The 23,404-nt window shown below is 38.0% G+C and carries 22 protein-coding genes; 7 read left to right on the forward strand and 15 right to left on the reverse strand.

Annotated elements, in window-relative coordinates; genetic code table 11:
- Positions 1-2: 2 nt before the first annotated feature.
- From SOLCA_RS15860 to SOLCA_RS15885, 6 genes are all read left to right on the forward strand, one after another.
- Positions 3-2,426, forward strand: coding sequence for a TonB-dependent receptor (locus SOLCA_RS15860; protein WP_014681473.1), 2,424 nt, complete (start codon positions 3-5; stop codon positions 2,424-2,426).
- Positions 2,427-2,525: 99 nt separating this feature from the next.
- Positions 2,526-4,712 carry a S9 family peptidase gene (locus tag SOLCA_RS15865; protein ID WP_014681474.1) on the forward strand — a complete coding sequence of 729 codons (2,187 nt, stop codon included), beginning with the start codon at positions 2,526-2,528 and terminating at the stop codon, positions 4,710-4,712.
- Between the two features lie 78 nt (positions 4,713-4,790).
- Complete coding sequence (gene aat, locus SOLCA_RS15870; protein ID WP_014681475.1) at positions 4,791-5,459, forward strand: leucyl/phenylalanyl-tRNA--protein transferase; 669 nt, start codon at positions 4,791-4,793, stop codon at positions 5,457-5,459.
- Positions 5,460-5,687: 228 nt separating this feature from the next.
- On the forward strand, positions 5,688-6,539 hold the full coding sequence (locus SOLCA_RS15875) for an SPFH domain-containing protein (RefSeq protein ID WP_014681476.1): 852 nt from the start codon (positions 5,688-5,690) through the stop codon (positions 6,537-6,539).
- 4 nt (positions 6,540-6,543) lie between these two features.
- Positions 6,544-7,050, forward strand: a complete 507-nt coding sequence (locus SOLCA_RS15880; RefSeq protein ID WP_014681477.1) for a hypothetical protein — start codon at positions 6,544-6,546, stop codon at positions 7,048-7,050.
- 16 nt (positions 7,051-7,066) lie between these two features.
- Complete coding sequence (locus SOLCA_RS15885) at positions 7,067-7,249, forward strand: Arc family DNA-binding protein (RefSeq protein WP_014681478.1); 183 nt, start codon at positions 7,067-7,069, stop codon at positions 7,247-7,249.
- 43 nt (positions 7,250-7,292) lie between these two features.
- On the opposite strand, the gene SOLCA_RS15890 is transcribed toward SOLCA_RS15885, so the two are convergent.
- The 13 genes from SOLCA_RS15890 to SOLCA_RS15950 all read right to left on the reverse strand — a co-directional run bounded on the left by SOLCA_RS15890 (position 7,293) and on the right by SOLCA_RS15950 (position 21,330).
- Entirely contained in the window at positions 7,293-8,681 is a 1,389-nt protein-coding gene (locus tag SOLCA_RS15890; protein ID WP_014681479.1) for a LutB/LldF family L-lactate oxidation iron-sulfur protein, read from the reverse strand.
- Between the two features lie 191 nt (positions 8,682-8,872).
- Positions 8,873-10,447: a M28 family peptidase gene (locus SOLCA_RS15895; RefSeq protein ID WP_014681480.1), complete on the reverse strand. Its 1,575-nt coding sequence runs from the start codon at positions 10,445-10,447 to the stop codon at positions 8,873-8,875.
- A 134-nt stretch (positions 10,448-10,581) separates the two neighbouring features.
- Entirely contained in the window at positions 10,582-11,013 is a 432-nt protein-coding gene (rpiB, locus tag SOLCA_RS15900; protein WP_014681481.1) for a ribose 5-phosphate isomerase B, read from the reverse strand.
- A 53-nt stretch (positions 11,014-11,066) separates the two neighbouring features.
- Positions 11,067-11,951, reverse strand: coding sequence for a twin-arginine translocase subunit TatC (tatC, locus tag SOLCA_RS15905; RefSeq protein WP_014681482.1), 885 nt, complete (start codon positions 11,949-11,951; stop codon positions 11,067-11,069).
- A gap of 302 nt (positions 11,952-12,253) precedes the next feature.
- Positions 12,254-13,594, reverse strand: coding sequence for an acetyl-CoA carboxylase biotin carboxylase subunit (accC, locus tag SOLCA_RS15910; protein ID WP_014681483.1), 1,341 nt, complete (start codon positions 13,592-13,594; stop codon positions 12,254-12,256).
- 95 nt (positions 13,595-13,689) lie between these two features.
- Complete coding sequence (accB, locus tag SOLCA_RS15915; protein WP_014681484.1) at positions 13,690-14,187, reverse strand: acetyl-CoA carboxylase biotin carboxyl carrier protein; 498 nt, start codon at positions 14,185-14,187, stop codon at positions 13,690-13,692.
- 121 nt (positions 14,188-14,308) lie between these two features.
- The gene (locus tag SOLCA_RS15920) at positions 14,309-15,292 is read right to left on the reverse strand and encodes a beta-ketoacyl-ACP synthase III (protein ID WP_014681485.1); all 984 of its coding nucleotides are present in this window, start codon (positions 15,290-15,292) and stop codon (positions 14,309-14,311) included.
- 149 nt (positions 15,293-15,441) lie between these two features.
- Entirely contained in the window at positions 15,442-16,380 is a 939-nt protein-coding gene (gene plsX / locus SOLCA_RS15925) for a phosphate acyltransferase PlsX (RefSeq protein WP_014681486.1), read from the reverse strand.
- Positions 16,381-16,401: 21 nt separating this feature from the next.
- Positions 16,402-16,593 (reverse strand): 50S ribosomal protein L32, encoded by a 192-nt coding sequence (gene rpmF / locus SOLCA_RS15930; RefSeq protein WP_014681487.1) that lies wholly within the window; start codon positions 16,591-16,593, stop codon positions 16,402-16,404.
- Positions 16,594-16,629: 36 nt separating this feature from the next.
- The gene (locus SOLCA_RS15935; RefSeq protein ID WP_014681488.1) at positions 16,630-17,154 is read right to left on the reverse strand and encodes a YceD family protein; all 525 of its coding nucleotides are present in this window, start codon (positions 17,152-17,154) and stop codon (positions 16,630-16,632) included.
- Positions 17,155-17,312: 158 nt separating this feature from the next.
- Positions 17,313-18,932: a hypothetical protein gene (locus SOLCA_RS15940; RefSeq protein WP_042479970.1), complete on the reverse strand. Its 1,620-nt coding sequence runs from the start codon at positions 18,930-18,932 to the stop codon at positions 17,313-17,315.
- Positions 18,929-20,152: a hypothetical protein gene (locus SOLCA_RS15945; protein ID WP_014681490.1), complete on the reverse strand. Its 1,224-nt coding sequence runs from the start codon at positions 20,150-20,152 to the stop codon at positions 18,929-18,931. Before SOLCA_RS15945 ends, SOLCA_RS15940 begins: the two co-directional genes overlap by 4 nt.
- A 188-nt stretch (positions 20,153-20,340) precedes the next feature.
- The gene (locus tag SOLCA_RS15950) at positions 20,341-21,330 is read right to left on the reverse strand and encodes an isoaspartyl peptidase/L-asparaginase family protein (protein ID WP_014681491.1); all 990 of its coding nucleotides are present in this window, start codon (positions 21,328-21,330) and stop codon (positions 20,341-20,343) included.
- 277 nt (positions 21,331-21,607) lie between these two features.
- On the opposite strand from SOLCA_RS15950, the gene SOLCA_RS15955 reads away from it, so the two are divergent.
- Complete coding sequence (locus SOLCA_RS15955) at positions 21,608-22,159, forward strand: NUDIX hydrolase (RefSeq protein WP_014681492.1); 552 nt, start codon at positions 21,608-21,610, stop codon at positions 22,157-22,159.
- A gap of 58 nt (positions 22,160-22,217) precedes the next feature.
- On the opposite strand, the gene rdgB is transcribed toward SOLCA_RS15955, so the two are convergent.
- On the reverse strand, positions 22,218-22,796 hold the full coding sequence (gene rdgB, locus SOLCA_RS15960) for an RdgB/HAM1 family non-canonical purine NTP pyrophosphatase (protein ID WP_014681493.1): 579 nt from the start codon (positions 22,794-22,796) through the stop codon (positions 22,218-22,220).
- The gene (locus SOLCA_RS15965) at positions 22,786-23,391 is read right to left on the reverse strand and encodes a hypothetical protein (RefSeq protein ID WP_042479971.1); all 606 of its coding nucleotides are present in this window, start codon (positions 23,389-23,391) and stop codon (positions 22,786-22,788) included. The genes rdgB and SOLCA_RS15965 overlap by 11 nt, the downstream gene beginning before the upstream one ends.
- Between the last annotated feature and the right edge of the window lie 13 nt (positions 23,392-23,404).

The raw sequence follows: 23,404 nt of genomic DNA on the forward strand, positions 1-23,404 counted from the left end.
ACATGAAACTTAAACATCTGTTCTTATCAGTCTGCTTATTGAGTGGTTTATACGCTTTTGCAGACGATCCCATTGTTGAGCTATTAAAAAAGAAACTTCTCACCCCCTACACCAATTACTTTGAGAAAAAAAGAGAAAGAGTATATGTTCATTTAAGCAGATCAGAATACATTGCCGGAGATAACATTTGGTTTAAGGTGTATGTTTATGATCCGGCCGAAAGACTATTAACGCCTGAAGCAAATAAATTATATGCTGAGCTATTTGACCAAAACGGAAAACTGGTTGAACGCAAAGTATTATTTCTTGAAAACGGTGTTGCCAGTAGCTTTTTTAAGTTAAAAAATGAAGCGCGGGCCGGTAATTACACATTAAGGGCCTACACCAACTGGATGCGTAATTTTCAAGATCAGCCGTTTAGTAGCTCCATTATACAGGTAACAGCGTTAGGCGAACAAAAAACAACACCATTTCCATCAGATTCAACAAAAGCAACTATTGACTTACAGGTTTTCCCTGAAGGTGGATTATTTGTTGAAGGCGTGGATAATCATTTTGGCGTAAAAACAACATTGCCAAGTGGGCATGGAACTATTGCATATGGTTATGTTCTTTCACCAACTAATGATACCATTCAACTATTTAAAACCAATAAAGTCGGAATTTCATCATTCACTCTTTTTGATGCAAAGGCTGTAAACTATAAAGTTGGAGTTATCTATAATAACAATCAAAAGAAAGAAATTGAAATGGCAAGTCCTGTTCAGAAAGGTATTGCTGTTTTTGTCAACAATCTTTTACCTAATAAGCTATTAATTTCGCTGAAAACCAACCAACAAACATTTACAGAAATCAGAGACAAACCAATTCATGTGCTTATACATAACAACGGGACAGTTCATCAATCGTTGTACGTAAAATTCACTGAGTTGGAAAAAATGTTTTCGGTAAATCGTTCACTGTTGGGACCCGGAGTAAACTATATCACCATTTTCAATGAGCAGTTTAAGCCCTTGGCAGAACGCGTCATCTTTAATAATTCAAAAATTCCGAAAGGGGCGTTAACAGTAAGTCAACATTTACAAAGCGACTCATTAACGCTAGAAGTTAGTACGCTTGATACTGCTTCTAACACAATCGCTGCAAACCTGAGCTTCTCTGTTCTACCAGGAAACACTACAGGAAATAATTTTAGTAGCTCATTATTTGCAGATGTAATACTTAATGCTTCAGTAAAAGGAAGTGTGGAGGATCCTAATTATTACTTTGAAAAAAGTGATTATCAGCACCAACTTGATCTTGATAATTTGTTATTAACACAGGCATGGCGCAAATATCAATGGCCGGATATTTTAGTGGAGAAAGTTCCGGGAATTAAGTATCCGTATGAAAATGGTTTTACCGTCAATGCCACGGCAGAAAACCGTTTCAAGGGTGGAAAACCGGAGAAAAACTCAATGTTTTCATTATTTTCTCCAGATAATAACCTTATGCTAAGTGCACAGGCGGATGAAAACGGTAGCATCTCATTTAAAAACCTCTATTTAAATGATTCTACTAAAGTAATTGTTTCTGCTGCTGGATTAAAAGGTGGAGGTTGGAACAGGAATATAAAAGCTAACATTGTTTATCACCGGTTAGACACTGCTATTTCCGTAAATAAGTTTAATGACGAATATACGCCAGCACCTATAGCAACCAACTTTGTAAAGCCACTGACCGAAAAATTATACGAGTTAAAAGAAGTGGTTGTTCGTGCTGAAAAAAAGAAAAATCCATTTGAAGGCAATCTTTATAGTAATATGGGAGATAGAGTTTTTGAGATCAATAAAGATAACTATGCTCGTTACACCACTATTGAGGATTTATTAAGAAATGAGTTTTTCTTAAGAGTAAGCAGAACCGCTATGGGCGACTTATATATTGATATGGGTAGAGGACCTACCAGTATGATGGGTAGCAATCAACCTTCATTAATTATTGATGGGATGGTAATGAGTGATCTTAGTTATTTATCTATCATCTCTGTTCAGGACATTCAGGCTGTTGCTGTTAACAAATCGGCAAATGCCATGTTGGGAATGCGAGGAGGAAATGGTTCTATTAACATTGTTACCAGAAGGACAGGGATCGATTGGGGGCCAGACGGCATTAGCAATACCCGAACATTAGCTGTAAAAGGCTATGCAAAACCGGTAGCATTCTTTACTCCAAAATACGTACTGAAACCAGAAACCGAAACATTTCAGAAATATGCCACCATCTTCTGGAAGCCTGATATTCAAACTGATTCGACCGGCAAAACCAAGTTCAAGTTCTTCGTTCCTAAAGATATTGATGATTTAATCATTCGTGCTGAAGGTATCTCTGAAAACGGTTCAATCTATTATTACAATGAAAAGTTAGTATTGAGCAAGGGATTATAAATCTGAAGATATTCATCAAACAAAAGACTAATCAATTACAGGTTAGTCTTTTTTGATTTTTGATTACTATCTTCATGATAATCAATCCGATTCAACACGATGAAAAACTCTATCCGTTTACTTTGGGCAACCTGTGTTACTTTTGCCATTATTAATCCGGCAAAAGCCCAAACAAGTCAGTCAACATTGATGAATACCAATTTACCCCCGGCACCTTCTGCCAAAAAAGAAGAACATAAATTAGAAAAGCATGGCGATATCCGCATCGACAACTATTATTGGATGAAGCTTACAGATGATCAGAAAAATGCTAAAACACCCGACGCCCAAACAAAGGCTGTTCTGGATTATTTAAATGCAGAAAATGCCTATACCAAATCGGCAATGGCTGCTACCGAAGAACTTCAAAAAAAGCTTTTTGAAGAAATGAAAGGTCGAATAAAGCAGGACGATCAGAGTGTGCCATTTAAAGACAAGGGGTTTTGGTATTATACCCGCTTTGAAAAGGGAAAAGATTATGCTTATTACTGCCGGAACATAGAAACCGGAATGAACCCCACCTCCGAAGAAATTCTTGTAAACGGTCCAGAATTAGCAACAGGGCACGATTATTGGGCTCTTGGAGGATATTCTGTAAGTGACGACAATAAATTATTAGCCTTCGGAATTGACACGGTAAGCCGTCGTATCTATACCGTTTATTTTAAAGACATTGCCTCCGGTGCTATTTTGCAAGATAAACTAGAGGGTACTAGTGGTGGAGTAACCTGGGCAAACGATAATAAGACTGTTTTTTATACCAAAAAAGATCCGGTAACACTTCGCGATAATACTGTTTGGAAACATAAGCTTGGTACGCCTCAAAGTGCAGATGTGATGGTCTTTGACGAAAAAGATGACACCTTTTCTACAGGGGTTTTCAAAACAAAATCTGACAAATACCTTATGATCGGTAGCTGGCAAACGCTAAGTACTGAGTATCGTGTGCTTGATGCAAACAATCCGGATGGAGAATGGAGAGTTATACAACCTCGTGAGCGCAATCATGAGTATAATGTGGAGCATTATGGTGATAAATTCTACATCATTACCAATCTTGATGCTAAGAACTTTCGCTTAATGGAGTGTCCGGTTGATAAAACAACCAAGGAAAACTGGAAAGAGGTAATTCCTCACCGCTCAGACGTTTTATTGGAAAACATCGACATCTTTAAGAACTACTATGTGGTAAGTGAACGTAAGAATGGGTTAACTCAACTCCGTATCATCAAATGGGCTGATAAAAGTGAGTACTATTTACCATTTCAAGACCAAGCTTATTTAGCCTACACCAGCGTAAACCGAGAATTTGATACAGATGTTCTGCGCTATGGTTACACTTCCTTAACCACTCCCAATAGCATCTATGATTATAATATGGCTACAAAAGAGCGTATCCTGTTAAAACAGCAGGAAGTTGTTGGAGGATATAATCCGGATGATTATGTAAGTGAACGTTTATACGCTACCGCAAAAGATGGCACAAAGATTCCGATCTCATTAGTTTATAAAAAAGGTTGGAAGAAGGATGGCAAAGCACCATTACTTTTATATGCTTATGGTTCTTACGGTAACAGCATGGATCCAGGGTTTAGTTCGAACCGATTATCATTGCTTGATCGTGGTTTTGCTTATGCGCTCGCACATATTCGTGGTGGACAAGAGCTTGGTCGCGATTGGTATGAGAATGGTAAACTGTTAAAAAAGAAGAATACGTTCACCGATTTTATTGATTGCGGAGATTTTTTAGTCGCTCAGAAGTATACTTCAAAAGAAAAACTATTTGCAATGGGCGGTAGCGCAGGAGGACTATTAATGGGAGCAGTTACCAATATGCGCCCGGATCTTTGGAAAGGTGTTGTTGCTGCAGTTCCTTTTGTTGATGTGGTTACTACTATGTTGGATGAAAGTATTCCGCTAACTACAGGAGAATTTGATGAATGGGGAAACCCTAATGATAAAGTGTATTACGATTACATGAAGAGTTATTCTCCCTATGATAATGTTGAAAAGAAAAATTATCCAAATATGATAGTGACAACCGGCTATTGGGATAGCCAGGTACAGTATTGGGAACCAGCAAAATGGGTGGCCAAACTGCGCGAACTCAAAACAGATAAAAACCTTTTATTGCTACACACAAATATGGAAGCAGGACATGGAGGTAAATCTGGTCGGTTTGAAGCACTGAAAGAAATAGCATTGGAATATGCATTTATGCTAAATTTGGCAGGAATTACAAACTAGATTTGAGATCTGAGATATTAGATTTGAGATTGATTATTTTAGCTCACTTCTCAAATCTAATATTTCAAACTTAACCGGATGCCTGTTTACGAACTCAGTACCGAAATCATTTTCCCACATCCTCTATTGGCTGATGATAGTGGCCTGCTAGCTTATGGCGGCGATCTTTCACCTGAAAGATTGTTAGTTGCTTACAGACACGGCATTTTCCCCTGGTACTCTGAAGAAGACCCTATTTTGTGGCATGCTCCCAATCCACGTTTCGTGTTATTTCCTGAAAAAATAAAAGTTTCAAAAAGCATGAAACAAGTGCTGAGATCTGGGAAATTCTCAATTACAGTTAATAAAGATTTTAAAAGCGTAATATCCAATTGCCAGCAGATCTGCCGGGAGGGAGAACCCGGAACATGGATAACCAATGAAATGTTGGATGCCTATGTACACATGCATAAGCTCGGTTTTGCCCATTCAATTGAAGTTTGGGAAGATGGAGGTCTTGTCGGTGGGCTGTATGGCATCAATCTAGGAACTGTTTTTTATGGCGAATCCATGTTTCATAAAGTAAGCAATGCTTCAAAAGTTGCATTTATTTACCTGGCTCAAACATTTCCTTTCTCGATTATTGACTGCCAAATGGAAACACCTCACCTGGAGAGTTTAGGTGCAGAATGTATTCCTATTGAAGAGTTTCTTGAAATCCTTGACAAGGAAGCTGATAAAGAAAATGTGATTCCAGCTATAAGATGACATACACTATTGTGATGTATGGTCACTAGTGTGTATTCTTATAAGGAGAAAATCTTTTCTACCAAATTTTACCCCACTTGGAGTTAACCTTCCAAATACATTCATCACTGCTCAAATCAGTCGAACATTCCTTTAGTCTTATTACTAATATACCTTGAAGATTATTTGCTTAACTAATTCCAAATACATATCATTGTAATATCAAAATGATATCAAATATTTACCACAATGAACGAAAAAATTATTAAACCTATTCCGGGTTTTGCCATGCTAGGTTTTGCAGTACTATGTTTAATTGGATCTGCTTTTTCATTTTATTCAGCATACGTCTTCATTGGCGTTGTCCTGATAATTGTTGCCCTTATTTCTTTTATGGGTATCATCATCATCAACCCAAATGAATCAAGAGTATTAACCTTTTTCGGGATTTACTCGGGCACTGTTAAAGCTAATGGGCTGTTCTTTGTTAACCCCTTGTATAAAAAACAATCCATTTCACTTCGTGCCAGAAACCTAAATGGACAGTCGCTGAAGGTAAACGACAAAATGGGTAATCCAATTGAGATTGCCGCAGTAATCGTTTGGCAGGTAGAAGACACAGCTAAGGCTGCGTTTGCAGTAGACAATTACACCTTATATGTAAATATTCAAAGTGAGGCTGCCGTAAGACATTTGGCGGGGAGTTGTCCATACGATAATTTAGAGGATGAAAATGCAACAATTACACTTCGCGACGGTGCTGACAAAGTGAACGACATGTTAGAACATGAATTAAATGAACGTTTACGACCGGCCGGCATCACTGTACTGGAGGCTCGCATCAGCCACTTAGCATATGCACCTGAAATTGCAGGAGCCATGCTACAACGTCAACAAGCAACAGCTGTAGTTGCTGCTCGCAAGCAGATTGTTGAAGGTGCTGTTGGCATGGTTGAAATGGCTTTAGCTCGCTTATCAGAAAGAGAAATTGTACATTTAGATGAAGAGCGTAAGGCTGCTATGGTAAGTAACCTATTGGTTGTCCTTTGTGCTGAAAAAGCAGTTAGTCCGATCGTAAACACCGGTACTCTTTACAATTAAGACTATGTTTTTTGAAGAAAAGCAGCGATTCAATCAATGGTGGATTTGGTTACTCACTTTAAGTGCCACGATTGTGCCATTTGTGCTCTTTCTAAATGAATGGATAACGAATGAAAGGATTGAGAAAGTCTTATTATTCATTATTGTAGCTGAAATATTGTTCGTTTTGCTTTTTAAGTTTGCATTAGTTCTTAAAACTCGCGTAGATTCTTCAGGCGTTCATTTTCAGTTTTTTCCTTTCCATTTAAAGTTCAGAACAATACTTTGGACTGCAATCAGCTCTGCTTATATTAGGAAATACGACCCAATCTCAGAATTTGGCGGCTGGGGAATTAAAGGCACCTGGCCATTTAAAAATGGAAGGGCCTATAATGTATCCGGTGACGAAGGATTGCAACTGGAATTAACAACAGGAAAGAAGGTATTAATCGGGACGAATAAAACTGCTGAATTAACAGAAGCACTGAATGCCCTGAAAGTTTATAACAAGATAAATGCGATTAGCATTTGAAAGATACATATAGAGTATGTCGGCAAAAAAAGCATTTGTATTGCGATTAGATCCGGAAATGTTAAAAGAACTGGAACGTTGGGCTGCTTCAGAGTTTCGAAGTATCAATGGCCAAGTTGAATATATCCTATTTGAAGCGCTTAAGAAACGAGATAAAAATTTTAAGCTGAAAAGCGGAGAAGGGGAAAAAGACGAATAAAGGAAGGGTTGCTAGCAAGCAACCCTTTCTTTATTTACTATGTTTAAGCATTATCATTCTTATGTAATTCTCGCCATTGTTCATTAAATGACTTTGGAGCCATAGCAGGAAGTTCTCTGCGTTTCCCCCACGTTTTAGCAGCAAATTTTTTCAAGAAGAAAGCTTTCCATTTACCACCCAACATATTCATGAAATTTCGTTTAAGCATTCCTTTCTTCCAGAAATACCAAGTCCACATTTCAGCCTTTGTCGCCAGATTCTCATTCACCGCATCTCTTCTGTTCAATAATAGCATTTTATGAATATCAATATGAACAGGACACACCTCTGAGCATTTACCACACAAGCTCGATGCATAACTTAAATGTTTAAATTCCTGCATTCCACTTAAGTGCGGAGTAATTATCGAACCTATTGGGCCACTATAAGTAGTTTCATAAGTATGACCACCGATATTTTTATAAACCGGACAGCCATTTAAACATGCCCCGCAACGAATACAGTATAAACCTTGTCTCTGTTCTTTCTGTGCCAATAAATTTGTCCGGCCATTATCAAGCAATACCACATACATTTCTTCCGGACCATCCATTTCTTCGGCTTGCTTAGGACCGCTAATTATTGAATTATAAACTGTTAAATTTTGTCCAGTTCCATGGGTTGCCAAGAGCGGCCAGAAAAGATCAAGATCATAAATACTTGGAATTATCTTTTCAATACCAACAATGGCAATATGAACTTTAGGAAAGGTTGTTGACAAACGAGCATTTCCTTCATTCTCTGTTAAGCAAATACTTCCGGTATCGGCCAAAAGGAAATTCCCTCCTGTTATCCCAATATCAGCAGTTACATATTTATTTCTAAGCAGCTCACGGGCCTTTTGAGTCAATTGCTCAGGAGTTGAATCTATCGGAGTACCAAATTTTTCATGAAACAGCTTTGCAATATCTTCCTTTGATAAGTGCATTGCAGGTGTAACAATATGATAAGGTTTTTGACCTAACAATTGAACAATATATTCACCCAAATCAGTTTCAAGCGCTTCAATTCCATGATGTTCCAGAAATTCATTTAATTCAATTTCCTCTGTAGTCATTGATTTTGACTTCACCATGGTTTTGGCATTATACTTTTCGAAAATGCCCAGCACTTCTTTCCTGGCTTCTTCCGCATCGTTAGCCCAAATTACTTTCCCCCCTCTACGGGTAAAGTTAGCTTCAAATTCAACCAGGTATTTTTCGAGATTTTCTATTGTGCGCCATTTGGCGATATTGGCTTTCTTACGGGAATTCTCAAGATCAAAAAAGCGAGATACACCACGCGAAACGGCGGCATCATATTTTCCAATGTTAAAATTGATCTTACGTCGGTGTTCAAGATCAAAAGCCTTGATTTCGGCTTCAGAGAGGAACTGATCAGAATATTGACTCATGCAATCAAAAATAAATAAAATGCTTAATACTTGTTGGATATAAAACAAGCATTTTATGAACAAAAGTTAGTTTCTCTAAGCTTTCATCCTTAAACAAAGTTGTCTACCATTTGATATTATATAGGTAGTAAATAGAAGACCGGGTATAGCATCGTAATAACAAAGGCTGCATTATTGCAGCCTTCTAATTTTTATCTATTTGCAGGAAAATCATTTTTAACGTCAACCACTGGACGCTTATCTCTATTTGCCAAATCCCAGGCTGTGTTAAATACCAATTGTGCACGTTTTGCCATTAGCTCAAAATGGATTTTCTCCACTTTATCACCCGGTTGGTGGTAGTCTGCATGTACACCATTAAAGTAGAAAACAACCGGAATACCGTGCTTGGCAAAGTTGTAATGATCGGAACGATAATAAAAACGGTTCGGGTCTTTCGGATCATTGTATTTATAATCCAGTTTTAAATTAACACTATTTTTATTGGCTTCTTCACTGATTTTATGCAAATCTGTACTTAATTTATCAGAGCCTATTAAGTAAACATAGTTTGTGTCTGTTAAATGGGCGTCGTCAATACGACCCACCATATCGATATTTAAATCGGCGATCGTGTTATTAAATGCAAAAACAGGATGGTCTGAATACCATTGCGACCCTAATAACCCCTTTTCTTCACCTGTAAAAGTCATAAATAAAATACTGCGCCGAGGCCCTTTTCCGGCTTTCTGAGCGGTGGTGAATGCCTGAGCCATCGCAAGCACTGAAGTTGTACCAGAACCATCATCATCCGCACCATTATTAATTTTACCATTAATAATACCGATATGATCGTAATGAGAAGATATCACTAATACTTCCTCTTTAAGATCTGTTCCGGGCAAAAAGCCCAGTACATTCATCGCTTTAACAGGGGCCTCTTTAGTTTGAAATTTTACGGCAAATGGCTGCTTTACAACTGCAGATTGTGGTTTCGCAGTATTCTGCATTTTCGCCACCAACTGAGCTATGTTTTTTCCTGTAGGTTTTAGTAATTCTGTGGCCAATTCTTCCGAAATATATACCACAGGTGCTGTTGGATTTTCTTCTTGTTTTTCAGGAAACTCAATGCTTTTTGCTCTCAACTGTGTCGCATAGCCGGCCATTGAAGTTCTTAGGTTTGGATAAACGGCAAGAATAAGTTTGGGATGTTTAAGCTGTAACTCCCGAAATTTCTTACGAGTATCTAACGTGTAATCAGAGTAGTTTTCCTGCCCAGTGATCATACTCTTTCCGCTTTTATCAAAAGGCTCACCACTAATGATCATTACTGCTTTGCCTTTCACCTCAATGTTGGCAAAATCATTCCAGTTTCCGGCTCCTATTCCATAACCAGCAAACACCCATTGACTTTCCTTTGCGTCAATAGATGCAGGTAAATTCCTTCCTACTAATAAAAAGTCTTCAGCAAATTTAAAATCAGTACTGTTAACTGTAATTGTTGCATCACCAATTGAACGTTCAATTAGAGGCACAGTTTGAAAATAAGAACCATTTACAGGAGCCTGCAGTCCAAGTTGTTTAAAATGAGCCTGAATATAGTCAGCCGCTAGTAAAGATCCCTTTTGTCCTGTTTCCCTACCTTCAAACGCATCAGAAGCTAAAACAGATAGATGTTTTTTCAGATACGATGCGTTAATTTCTCCAGCAAATGTCTCAGCACTTTGCGCTAAGCTGCTTTCTGTCATTGCCAGTACTAACAGAAAAGGAACAATTACATTCTTCATTGGATTAAATTGAGAGCTAAATGTAGCAAAATGTTGGTTGAAGCAGCAGCGTTATACGTGACAATTTTGTAGCAATAAAAAAAGGATTATGTATATGTACATAATCCTTTTTCTGTTTACTCGAACTATTATCGTTATACGCAATCAATTTTATTTACGCGATTGGCATGACGACCACCTTCAAAAGGAGCGGTAATAAATCGTTGGGTAATTTCTTTTGCATCTTCCAATGAAACAAAACGAGCAGGAATACATACAATATTTGCATTGTTATGACCTCTTGCTAACTCTGCTAACTCCGGCAACCAACAAATCGCCGCACGAATACCAGCATGTTTGTTTGCCGTAATTGCAACACCATTAGCGCTTCCACAAATCAACACACCTAAGTCATATTCATTGGCTAATACTGATTCAGCCACAGGGTGCACATAATCAGGATAATCAACTGAGTCGGTTGAATACGGACCAAAATCCTTTGTTTCAATACCTTGAGCCTCTAAAACTTCAATTAAAGCTTTTTTGTACTCAAAACCGGCGTGATCGCCTCCTAATGCTATTTTCATTTTATTATTATTTACACGTTCAACACAAGTCAGCAAACTATTTTTGCTCCGACTTACGAATTATAAAATTCGGCTTCTTTCTTAGCTTTATTACGTGCTACCGCTGCCGACACAAAAATACTGATTTCAAACAAAAGAAACAGTGGTATTGCAACGATGGTTTGCGTCATCATATCTGGACTAGGCGTGATAAATGCCGAAACCAATAATATTAATACAATCGCAAATCTACGGTTACTACGCAACAGCTTAGGTGTAACAATACCCATCTTTGAAAGGAAATAGATAATGATTGGCAATTCAAAGGTAAGTCCACAGCCTAATGATAATGTTCCAACGGTAGATAAATAGGAATCCAGAGAAACCTGATTCAGGATCTCTGCACTTACTGTATATGAACCCAGAAAGTTAATTGTAAGTGGGACAATTATGAAATACCCGAATAACACACCAATTCCAAACAACACAGATGTAAAGAAGATCAAACCGTTTGCATACTGACGCTCCTTAATTTCCAGGGCTGGTTTAATAAACCTCCAAAGCTCCCAAATAAAATATGGAAAGGCTAGTGCAATACCCACCAGAAAAGAGGATGTTAAGTGAATCATGAACTGACCGGCTAATTCGGTATTCATAATCACAAAATTGATCTTATCCACACAAAAATCTGCAATATTATATTTTGCAGCTATCTGGCACATCATACGATAGGTCCAAAAGTCTGGATTTTTAGGCCCTAAAATAATCTGATCAAAGATGATTTCTTTATAGCTAAAAGCAAGACCAGTAAAAATTGCAATGGCAATAACGGAACGAATCAAATGCCATCTTAGCTCTTCCAGATGATCGAAGAATGACATCTCTGATTCAATGGTATGCTTATCTTTTAATACGTATTTGGTTATTAGATTACTTCTACGGCTATTATTATCAGACATGTGCGTTAAATGAGTTGCAAAAATACTTAAATGAATGAATATTGAATGAAGTTATTTAACTCAAGTTGTCCGTTCAATAAGATCCCCTATCTGGACAATAGATCGGTAACAATATCTTGTTTACATTATGCCTATAATCCTGTTAAGGCCTTAACAATTTGCTAAGGTTTTGCACTTGACTGCACAAAGCTACTTTTATAATCTCTGCACACTTTTACTCCATGGAGTATTCATTCAAAAACAAAAAACGCATGATTTATGACGATCATGCGTTTTTGTGTATTACAGAAACATTACTGTTTCTATTTTTCCATATCAAAAGTCTCCATAAACTTAGTGGTAAAGTTACCAGCTCTGAAGTTAGGGTCTTTCATTAATTTCAAATGGAAAGGAATTGTCGTTTTAATACCTTCAATTACAAATTCACTTAATGCACGCTCCATTGTACAAATAGCTTCCTCGCGGGTTTGTGCTACAGTAATCAGTTTAGCGATCATTGAATCATAATTAGGAGGGATCACATAACCTGCATATACGTGTGTATCTACACGAACACCATGACCACCCGGAGAGTGGAAATTAGTGATCCTACCTGGTGAAGGACGGAAGCCATTCATTGGATCTTCAGCATTGATACGGCATTCGATTGCGCACATATCAGGGAAATATGAACGACCAGAGATCGGAACACCTCCGGCAACTTTGATTTGTTCTTTGATCAAATCGTAGTTAATAACTTCTTCCGTAACTGGATGCTCTACCTGGATACGAGTGTTCATTTCCATGAAGTAGAAGTTGCGGTGTTTATCAACTAAGAATTCAATTGTTCCTGCACCTTCATAATTAACAGCAGAAGCTCCGGCAATTGCTGCCTCTCCCATTTTCTGACGAAGTTCTTCAGTCATAAATGGTGAAGGAGATTCTTCTACTAATTTTTGGTGACGACGCTGGATTGAACAATCGCGCTCAGAAAGGTGACATACTTTTCCATATTGGTCACCAACAATTTGAATCTCAATGTGACGAGGATCTTCAACGAATTTCTCCAAATAGATACCATCATTACCAAATGCAGCACCTGCTTCCTGACGAGCTGAATCCCAAGCTGGTTCAAAATCTTCGTCTTTCCACACAATACGCATTCCACGGCCACCACCACCGGCAGTAGCTTTCAGAATTACCGGATAACCGATTTCATTGGCAACTTTAATACCTTCTTTTACATCACTTAATAAACCATCTGATCCCGGAATAGTGGGTACACCGGCATTTTTCATGGTTTCTTTAGCAGATGCTTTATCTCCCATTGCATTGATCATCTCAGGAGAAGCACCAATAAATTTGATACCATTTTCTCGGCAAATTGATGAAAACTTAGCATTTTCAGACAAAAAGCCGTAACCTGGGTGAATTGCATCTGCATTTGTAATTTCTGCAGCCGCAATGATATTAGGAATATTTAAATAAGAATCTTTACTTGGAGCTGGCCCTATACAAACTGCTTCATCAGCAAAACGTACATGCAAGCTTTCACGATCTGCTGTTGAATAAACAGCAACCGTTTTTATGCCCATCTCTTTACACGTACGAATAATTCGTAACGCGATTTCTCCACGATTGGCAATAAGTATTTTTTTAAACATGAAATTAAAATTGGTGAATTGGTGAATTTGTGAATTTGCGAATCTAAAAACTCAATATTTCCAAATCTTCAAATACTCAAACCCGCAAATAAAAATTACATTGGCTCAACCAAGAATAATGGTTGATCGTATTCTACCGGACTAGCATTTTCTACTAATACTTTAACAATACGTCCAGAGATTTCGGATTCAATTTCGTTGAACAATTTCATTGCTTCAATAATGCAAAGAACTTGTCCCGGACGAATTTCATCACCAACATTTACAAATGAAGGTTTTTCAGGGCTAGCCTGGCGATAGAAAGTACCAATCATTGGAGATTTGATGGTAATAAGATTTGCATCGCTAGGTGCTTCTGCCGAAGCAGCAGGCGTTGTTGCTGGTGCAGGTGCTGTTGCTACCGGAGCTGCTGCTTGAGCAGGAATAGCTGCAACAGGAGCCGCTACAGGAACAGTAGCTTGAACTACAGTTTGAACTGCTTGCTGTGAAGTAGTTTTTATAGTTATTTTAAAATCTTTTCGTTCAATCGAAACTTCATTTACGCCTGACTTAGAGACGAATTTGATCAGTTCCTGAATTTCTTTGATTTCCATTAGTTTGCTAGTTTGTTTTAAGTTGTTTGTAAAGTAACCTTTTCAAGTGTAAGTTAATGATTTGTCATTCAATAACCTACATATTGTATTTAAACCGGATTGCTCCGAATAAATTGCTTTATTAGTAGGCCCACTTGAGGTAAACAGCACCCCATGTAAAACCACCGCCAAACGCGGCAAGAATAAGATTATCGCCTTTTTTAAGCCTATCTTCCCACTCCCATAAACATAACGGAATTGTGCCATTGGTGGTATTTCCGTAACGCTCAATGTTAACCATTACTTTTTCAGCAGGCATGCCGCAACGATCAGCTGTTGCATCAATAATACGTTTGTTTGCCTGATGAGGTACTAACCAAGCTATATCATCAGCTGTTAAGTTATTACGTTCCATAACTTCAGCTGCTGTTTCAGCCATATTGGTCACAGCAAACTTGAATACTGTTTTTCCCTCTTGATACACATAATGCTCACGGTTTTCAACCGTTTCTCTTGATGCAGGTTTTGCAGAACCTCCTGCTTTCATTACCAGGAACTGGCGACCGGCACCATCACTTCTCAGAATGGCGTCCTGGAATCCTAAGCCTTCGTTGTTTGGCTCAAGCAATACCGCACCACCACCATCACCAAAAATAATACAAGTAGCACGGTCCTGATAATCGATAATAGACGACATTTTGTCGATACCAATTACCACCACTTTCTTGTACATTCCGGTTTGAATGAACTGAGCACCTGTAGTTAAACCATAGATAAAACCAGAACAAGCAGCGCTAAGGTCGTAACCCCAGGCATTCTTAGCTCCTATTTTATCACAGATAACATTAGCTGTAGCAGGAAATACGTAATCGGGAGTAGCAGTTGTGCAAATTACAAGGTCGATTTCTTCAGGGCTGATACCGCGTTTAGCAAGTAATCCTTCCATGATTTTAACACCCATATCAGATGTTGCGCCCTCTTTTTGTATTCTTCTTTCTTTGATACCTGTGCGTGAAAGAATCCACTCATCATTAGTATCAACCATTTTTTCCAGGTCTTGGTTAGTCAGTTTGTCTTCCGGAGCATAACCAAAAACCGAAGTTATTGCAGCACTAATTTGTGACATAGTTTCGAAAATAATAATCGCAATTTCTTTAAAGAGCGCGGCAATAATAGGAAATTATTATGAAAATCTTGAGATTTTCACGAAAAGAGAAACCCAACATCCTGATTATTTGGTAGAAATCAAGCTGTTGGGTCTCTGTAAATAATTTCTTATTGAAATGCTTGTTTGATCTTATCGATCAGGCCTGAAGTTATCAGATCGCGCGATAATAGCAACATGTTCTTAATAGCCTCAGGACTAGAAATACCGTGTCCGATGACCACAGGAGCGTTTACACCTAAAATAGGGCTCCCTCCATATTGCTCATAATTAAACCGGTCAAAAAACTCGTCCTTCATGCCTTTCTTACGAGTAAGCACGTAAAACGATTCGGCCAGCTTTAATACAATGTTACCAGTAAATCCATCACACACAATTACATCGGCTTTGTCGTTAAACAAATCACGACCTTCAACATTTCCAATAAAGTTGAATAATTCTGTGTCTTTCATCAAAGGATAGGTAGCCAGACTAAGCAAGTTCCCTTTTTCCTCTTCTTCTCCAATGTTCATCAATCCTACTTTAGGATTTTCAACATTGTAGATGTTCTCGGCAAATAACTTACCTAAAACACCGAACTGAAGTAACACATCAGGTTTACAATCAGCGTTTGCACCTACATCTAATATTACACCTACACCACCGGTTAACTTAGGAACCATTGTTGGCATACACGGACGAATTACTCCAGGAATAGCTTTCACTGTAAACATTGAACCTACTAACATAGCACCGGTATTACCAGCACTTGAGAAAGCATCAATTTTACCTTCCTTAAGTAATCCGAATCCTACTGCAATACTTGAATTCGGTTTTTTAACGATAGCCTTGGTTGGGTGTTCGCCCATACCAATAACATCTTCGGTGTGAACCAACTCAAAGTTGTTCGCATCAAAGCCTACCTCTTCACAAATCGCTTTTACCTGATTACTGTCGCCTATTAAGACCAGATGTTGGTCGGACGGCAGCGCTTTAAAGGTTTCAATTGCTCCTAAAACAGCAGCTTTAGGCGCAAAATCGCCACCCATCACATCTAAACCAATACGCATGGTAAGATAGTGCTAAAGTTATTAAGCTTGTGCAGTGTTTTCAACAATCAGTTTACCACGGTAGTATAAGTTACCGTCAACTGTATAAGCGCGGTGAGGCAAGTGTACAGCACCGGTAGTTTTACATACGAATAACGGAGTAGCCGCTGCTTTGTAGTGAGTTCTACGCTTATCTCTTCTCGATTTCGAAAATTTACGCTTAGGATTTGGCATTTTATTACAATTTTATATATCCAAAAATATTACTTCTTAATTATCTCCAAAATTTTTCAGAGCATCCCAACGAGGGTCTGTTTTAGTCTCTGAATCATCTTCAATCCGGAGTTTGTTTAGTTTATCCAACATTGCTTGGTCACAAAAATTTTGTTTCCCATCGCAAGTGGTAATGATTGGTGCTTGCAAATTGATATACTCATAAATCAGCGGAGCTATATCATACTCGTAAGCGCCGCGACTGATAAGGATAATGTCACCGTTATCATCTTCAAACTCTGCATCTGATAGTTTAATGATCTGTTGTTCGGTTGTATCAATTTCATGTGAAAATGGAGCCAAACAACGATCACAAGTTACTTCAATGGTGCCCTCAATATGAAAATCAAGAACAAACATTGTTTCATGTTTATTGAACGTTAAGTGTACTTTGATATCCCCGTTTTTAACCAATGAATATTCGTATTCGTCAAAGAACTTTCTGTCTATGGAATATTCAAACTCATTGTTACCAAGGTTTAAGCCTACAAAGGGGATAATATACTCTCTATTCGCTTTCAATGTACGTAACTATAAATTAGCCCGCAAAAGTAGGTATTATAAATTAAATATGAAAGAAGAAATAAGAAATATGAAGACATTATCTACAATTAAAGCGCTCTGTCAAAAAATATTAGTGAAATAATTGATTACAACGCATCTCATTCACTCATCTCCTATTATTGAACCTTTACATCAAATGCGGCAGAAAGTACTTTACCGGCCCGTTTTACCTGAACCCATATTCTATAATCTCCAGCAAAAGGAAATACATATGGAAAATCAACCACGGCTCCTTCATGTGCCTTATGTGACGGATTAGCTCCACTCATATTCATTTCCTGCATAAGGTATTCATTTCGCACAGACTCACTCATATTATCTAACCGATTAACAAGCGCATCAATGCTGTCTTTAAAATGTTTAGCATCAGGTTGAGGGGTATACCCAGTTTTTTTTTCGATCCGATTTTCTATAAGCTGTGCAGATGCTGCTGAAAAAGTCCCGGTTGGATGCAAATGAATGTACACTTTAGCGTCATTTTTTACTACTACTGCATGTCCACCCATACCTAAGTAGGGTTCTAACTGAGCTGGATTACCTTCCGGATCTAACACCATAAAACTTAATTTTGAAATTTCACCGTTCTTAAATTTTAATCCGGATGTACTTTCTAAGGTCATGGAAGAACCATCAGCCAAAACTGTTTTTATTCCTGGTGTTCCACAAACAGTAAATGCGCTATCCATTAAAGCTTTTTTGCCTGCAACAGCATTCGAAAACAAATATGAATCATCACGACTTAACCCTATTGTAGTTCCTGAAAAAGGCTGTTCGACATCAATTGTATCAACAATAGTGCTTGCAAAACCACGTCTTACAATGTCGGCAAAGATAAGATAGCGACCTTTTGGCAAGGCAGGCAAGGGACTTTCAAACGTTATGGAATCAATTCTTTTTGGGTGCAAATGAGCAAATATATCTAAGCTTCCCTCTCTCACCAGAAACAGGTGCATTAATTTACCATGATCAGGAATCAGCAAACTCATCCACCTGCCTTCCAACGAAGCAGTATCAACTTTAAACTCTAATAGCTCATTACCTCTTATATTTTTAATAGAGGAAGATGCAGTAAAAGGCTTAAACATGTATCGTTTGTAATCCTGTGCCCAATTATTCCACCAACTGCTTCCACCAAATAAAATAAGTCCTAGCACAACTGTTGTAACAGCCATTGAAACCCAGCGTTTACGTCTTCTTAATCCCGACATTTCATTACCGGGAGCTGTAACGCCATCACTTACACTTGCTCCAATTATAGTAATCATTAAAATAACAAGAAATGACCCTAATCCAGCCAAAATCCAACCTAAGTTAGCGGGCATATCCTTTTGAGCTGTAGGAACTGCCATAATGGGAACAACAACCTCTCCTATCCCCTGATCTCCATATACGCTAACTCTAACACTTGCCACCCCATTTTCCATCAACCATATCAACCCTTGATAATTACCAGGAACATTTGGTGCCGGAATTGCTGTATCTGCATCAGGCGCACCCTCAGCTCCTGCATACAAGTAAATTGGCTGCACAGTAACCTTTGTTGTATTGCCAGATTCAACCAGCACACTTATCTGTGCTGTTCCAGGAATAACATCAGGAGGCATGACATTGACGATCACCTTGTATTTTCCGGCCATGCCCTCAAACAATATACCCGGACTTCCTATATGAGCAATAGCTGCAAAAGGGAAGATTAACAATATCCAAATGAATATTATATTCTTACAAAATTTCATCGCTGAACCCTCCTCATCCATTTACCCCAAAACAGTCCTATTCGTGATGATAAATAACCAAATGTAATTGCCTGTAAAAATCCTACAACCCATTGCTGAAGCGAATTTTTGGTCCATGGAGGAAACTGAAATCGATATTCCCAATTAGGATCATTTCCAAAATACCATGAAGACTGACCAAAGAACCATGTTCTACCTATCGGATCCATGAGTACTTGGCCCATTAACCATTGTACAGGAAATAATAAACACAAGAACATAGCGATAATAATGACCGCTTTTACCCAATCATTTTTGTCGTCATATTTAAACATTACCCAATCAATACCCATTGCTGGAATAATTAACAGCATTGGAAAATGAAATGCCTGGTAATGTGTTATATGATTAATTACCGGACCTAGTTTGGGTTCTGCATTAAACAATGGCAATACCCAAACCATTATGCACATAACCATTGTATAAATCAACGTGGCATTTGTAGCAGCCCATTTCATTTTTGAAGCTCTTGAAATTGCCACGAGAAAAAAGGGAAACAAAACAGCCGCTGTTTGATAATATGTTACAGAGTGCATATCCCATCTTGTAAAAGACTCTGAGAGCAACGTATACATCATTACAAGCATAAGGCCGGCTGCGGTTACAAACAACCATTTTAATAAAGTTGATCTTTTGTCGATTTCAGCAGTGGTTAATGTGGAGGATTGATAATCCCTGTTTTGTATAGCAAGTGTTCCTACCATCGCTCCAAACTGGACCATAATAATGCCTAATGCCAATACACTGTGAGGAGGAGAAAGAATAGTTACGTCAAGACCATAAGTATTGTGCCACCAATCATCAAATGGCGCTGAGGTTAGCATTGCAAAGGCGCCCCAAATACTAAAAAGCGCTCCTAATGAACCATAAAAAATGCCCCAAAATTTTACACTACTATTTCTTTCGTATGAGGTGCCTGCAAAAGAAATCTTTAGAACGGTATAACCAGAAAAAAGCCCCGAAACGACTGCACCAAGATAAATAACCAAATGAGGGGGAGAAAGTAAGCCGTCGCGTCCAATGGATGTATGCCATGAAATATCCCATATTAACCCTACAATCACACAAAGTGATGAAAACACCGTTGCGTAAATAAAGAAAGGAATATCCAAGAGCTTTTTTTTGAAACCACTGGTTTCATTAGTTACCGATAACTCTGGAAAACTGATAGTTGAATCCATAGATGTTTTTGTTTTTCGGGTAAAAGATGCGAAATCCGGTAAAAAAGTTGCATGTATAAATTCACAACCAATTGATTAATACAATTTCAGACAAATTAAGAATTAATGTCGATTCTTTAGTAACTAACAAGCATAAAAAAACCGCCCCAGATTTGAACCGGGACGGCTTACAAAATATACGTAATTAATTATTTATAAATTTCAACCACAACTTTTCCATCTTTAGTAATATACCCACGATACATGCCCTCAGTATTAAAAGTCATGGCAATATTTCCATTTCTATCCAATGCAATCAAGCCCCCGTCGCCTCCTAAGGCAGGAACTTTTTTCATGATTACTTCTTCGGCAGCCTCTTTTAAGCTTAAGCCTTTATATTCAACCAAAGCGGCAACATCATGAGCAACAACATTTCTGATAAAGAATTCGCCCCAGCCGGTACATGATACGGCACAACTATTATTATTTGCATACGTTCCCGCACCAATAATCGGAGAATCTCCCACCCTTCCAAAACGCTTGTTTGTCATTCCACCAGTAGAAGTGGCAGCGGCTAAGTTTCCATACACATCCAAAGCGCATGCACCTACTGTTCCGTACTTATAATCCTTATTTTCCTTTTGCTTTAATAATCCAGTTGTTTTTTTTGCAGAATCAGCATGATCTAGCTGAATTTTATCCTCCTCTTTAGCTTTTTGCAATTGCTTCCATCTATCTTCTGTATAAAAATAAGATGGATCAACGATGGTTAAGCCTTGCTCTTTAGCAAATTTTTCTGCTCCCGCTCCAATCATCATTACATGTGGTGATTTTAACATAACAGTTTTTGCGGCAGTAATCGGATTTTTAATTGTAGTAACAGATGCCACTGAACCAGCCATTAAGTTTTTTCCATCCATTATCGATGCATCCATTTCGTTTTTACCTTCATTAGTAAATACAGCACCCTTTCCTGCATTGAATAATGGAGAGTCTTCCATAATATTTACTGCTGCTTCTACCGCATCGATGCTCTTTCCTCCTTTTTCCAAAACAGCATAACCAGCTTTAAGCGCTTGCGTTAAAGCCGCTCTATAAGCTTCTTCTTTCTCCGGTGTCATATTCTTTTTCAATATGGTTCCGGCCCCTCCATGAATAACCAATGCAATATTTCCACTATCAGAACTCCCCGCTTGCATTTTAGTTTTAGTTGATTTTGTTGTACATGAAAAAATAATAACAAAGACGAACGCAAATAGAATAATTGACAATAAAAAACTTCGCATGGTTTATGATTTTTCTTTTTCTGATGTTTAATTCATTTTTAAAATGGCTTCTACTAGTTGGCAGTGCAAAACCGCTAACAAATGGTCAATCTACTAAATAAATTTAGATTTATTCATTTTTTGACGCCTACAAGGTAGAAGATTTTCAATAAAATCCTTGTATGTTTGATCACTTTTTAATGGAATAATCATGTCGGATTTAAAGTGGGAAAAATTATCTTCTGAATACATTCACAAAGATCAATGGGCAACTCTTCGCGCGGATGTATGCAAAATGCCCAACGGCAAAATCATCGAACCCTACTATGTTTTAGAGTATGCAAACTGGGTAAATGCTGTTGCATTAACGGAGAATAATGAGGCAATTATGGTTCGGCAATACCGTCATGGAGCTGAACGAACGTTACTTGAAATTGTGGGCGGAGTAATAGATGAAACTGACGGCTCTCCGGAAGAAACAATCAGGCGCGAATTATTGGAGGAAACTGGTTATGAATTTGATACCGTTGAACAAACTGCCGTTTTGTATCCTAATCCTTCAACTTCGGGTAATGTTACCTATAGTTTTTTAGCTAAAGGTGGAAGAAAAGTAGCAGAACAAGTGCTTGACCATTCGGAAGAACTGGAAGTAATCCTAATCTCAGTAGACGAACTTAAACAGCTTTTGCTTGACAATAAGCTAATGCAATCATTACATGCAAGCTCCGTCTTCTACGGCTTAAGGAAACTGGAAGTGCTATAAGGGTCACGCAAAATCGTTAGGAATCCGATTTCCTTAGCAATTTTGCGTGAGTTAGTTATTATTGAGTTTTAAGGAAGTTGACAAGTTTTTCAACTGCTCTACCTCTGTGACTTATGGCATTTTTTTCATCCATTCCCATTTCTGCAAAGGTTATCGTATACCCATCCGCTTGGAAGATTGGATCGTAGCCAAACCCGTCAGTACCAGAGCGTGCATGACGAATAGTTCCCTCAACTGTTCCTTCAAACAAGTGCTCTTTTCCACCTAAAACCAAAGAAATAACGGCTTTAAACCTAGCAGCTCGATTTTCTTTTCCTTCTAATTTCTTGAGCAATAAGTCAATGTTTTTATCATGATCACGTGTACCGCTATATCTTGCCGAATAAACTCCCGGCTCTCCGTTTAAAGCATCAACTACTAAACCGCTGTCATCGCCAAAGCAATTCATGTTATAGTTATTATAAACGTACCATGATTTTTGCCCGGCATTTTCTTCAAAAGTTTCTCCGGTTTCAGGAATATCTACATCACAGCCAATTTGCTCAAGAGTTAAAAGCTCAAAGGCACCATTTAACATGGCATTTACTTCTTCTAATTTATGGAGGTTATTAGTAGCAAAAACAAGCTTACTTGACATTAAATAATAATTTTAAGGCGTTCCAAAGTACAATTTTCTTATTCTTATCGCTTTCGATGATTCGCAGTGTATCCGAGGCCGGTAAAAGAGAAATTCCATATACATTGGTAACCGAGTAATCCTGCATGTTTACATTCCGGAAAACAGCTGATGATTGTGGCACTCCAAATGTTATAATTCTACTACAGCTAAAGTACTCTTTCAAAGCATTGATATCTGTAGATGCATAATGAGCATAATTTAAAACGGCCACATCCTCTATTGTCAGCTTCAATGCAGAGATCACTTTGAGGAAAAATTCTTTATCCTTATCTGTAATATGTTTTGAATCAGGATAATTTACCAGCACCAATACATATTTATTATTCTCGCCCAAATAATCAAAATAGGTTGGTGTTGATGCTTGTTCCTGAACAACCTGAGTTGAATTTCCTGCAGGTGTAGATATATTTTCCGGCTCTGAAACTACGACAACCGACTGTTTATCAGTATCGTTATTGCCAGAATCTGTATTCCAGTTATCTACTTTATAAAGTGTTTCTGTAAGCAATGTTACCAAAGCAGTTGCCTCATTTGTTACCTTCAGATTTTCCATGTTGCAAAAATAC

The sequence above is a fragment of the Solitalea canadensis DSM 3403 genome (assembly GCF_000242635.2).
Lineage (GTDB): Bacteria > Bacteroidota > Bacteroidia > Sphingobacteriales > Sphingobacteriaceae > Solitalea > Solitalea canadensis.

What these genes read in the sequence shown, in the direction of transcription:
- SOLCA_RS15945 (WP_014681490.1), bottom strand. Translation starts at nt 20,152, where the DNA reads ATGGATTCAACTATCAGTTTTCCAGAGTTATCGGTAACTAATGAAACC.
- SOLCA_RS15940 (WP_042479970.1), bottom strand. Translation starts at nt 18,932, where the DNA reads ATGAAATTTTGTAAGAATATAATATTCATTTGGATATTGTTAATCTTC.
- accB (WP_014681484.1), bottom strand. Translation starts at nt 14,187, where the DNA reads ATGGAAATCAAAGAAATTCAGGAACTGATCAAATTCGTCTCTAAGTCA.
- SOLCA_RS15865 (WP_014681474.1), top strand. Translation starts at nt 2,526, where the DNA reads ATGAAAAACTCTATCCGTTTACTTTGGGCAACCTGTGTTACTTTTGCC.
- plsX (WP_014681486.1), bottom strand. Translation starts at nt 16,380, where the DNA reads ATGCGTATTGGTTTAGATGTGATGGGTGGCGATTTTGCGCCTAAAGCT.
- accC (WP_014681483.1), bottom strand. Translation starts at nt 13,594, where the DNA reads ATGTTTAAAAAAATACTTATTGCCAATCGTGGAGAAATCGCGTTACGA.
- rpiB (WP_014681481.1), bottom strand. Translation starts at nt 11,013, where the DNA reads ATGAAAATAGCATTAGGAGGCGATCACGCCGGTTTTGAGTACAAAAAA.
- SOLCA_RS15890 (WP_014681479.1), bottom strand. Translation starts at nt 8,681, where the DNA reads ATGAGTCAATATTCTGATCAGTTCCTCTCTGAAGCCGAAATCAAGGCT.
- tatC (WP_014681482.1), bottom strand. Translation starts at nt 11,951, where the DNA reads ATGTCTGATAATAATAGCCGTAGAAGTAATCTAATAACCAAATACGTA.
- rpmF (WP_014681487.1), bottom strand. Translation starts at nt 16,593, where the DNA reads ATGCCAAATCCTAAGCGTAAATTTTCGAAATCGAGAAGAGATAAGCGT.
- SOLCA_RS15895 (WP_014681480.1), bottom strand. Translation starts at nt 10,447, where the DNA reads ATGAAGAATGTAATTGTTCCTTTTCTGTTAGTACTGGCAATGACAGAA.
- SOLCA_RS15965 (WP_042479971.1), bottom strand. Translation starts at nt 23,391, where the DNA reads ATGGAAAATCTGAAGGTAACAAATGAGGCAACTGCTTTGGTAACATTG.
- SOLCA_RS15885 (WP_014681478.1), top strand. Translation starts at nt 7,067, where the DNA reads ATGTCGGCAAAAAAAGCATTTGTATTGCGATTAGATCCGGAAATGTTA.
- rdgB (WP_014681493.1), bottom strand. Translation starts at nt 22,796, where the DNA reads ATGTCAAGTAAGCTTGTTTTTGCTACTAATAACCTCCATAAATTAGAA.
- aat (WP_014681475.1), top strand. Translation starts at nt 4,791, where the DNA reads ATGCCTGTTTACGAACTCAGTACCGAAATCATTTTCCCACATCCTCTA.
- SOLCA_RS15955 (WP_014681492.1), top strand. Translation starts at nt 21,608, where the DNA reads ATGTCGGATTTAAAGTGGGAAAAATTATCTTCTGAATACATTCACAAA.
- SOLCA_RS15880 (WP_014681477.1), top strand. Translation starts at nt 6,544, where the DNA reads ATGTTTTTTGAAGAAAAGCAGCGATTCAATCAATGGTGGATTTGGTTA.
- SOLCA_RS15950 (WP_014681491.1), bottom strand. Translation starts at nt 21,330, where the DNA reads ATGCAAGCGGGGAGTTCTGATAGTGGAAATATTGCATTGGTTATTCAT.
- SOLCA_RS15860 (WP_014681473.1), top strand. Translation starts at nt 3, where the DNA reads ATGAAACTTAAACATCTGTTCTTATCAGTCTGCTTATTGAGTGGTTTA.
- SOLCA_RS15875 (WP_014681476.1), top strand. Translation starts at nt 5,688, where the DNA reads ATGAACGAAAAAATTATTAAACCTATTCCGGGTTTTGCCATGCTAGGT.
- SOLCA_RS15920 (WP_014681485.1), bottom strand. Translation starts at nt 15,292, where the DNA reads ATGTCACAAATTAGTGCTGCAATAACTTCGGTTTTTGGTTATGCTCCG.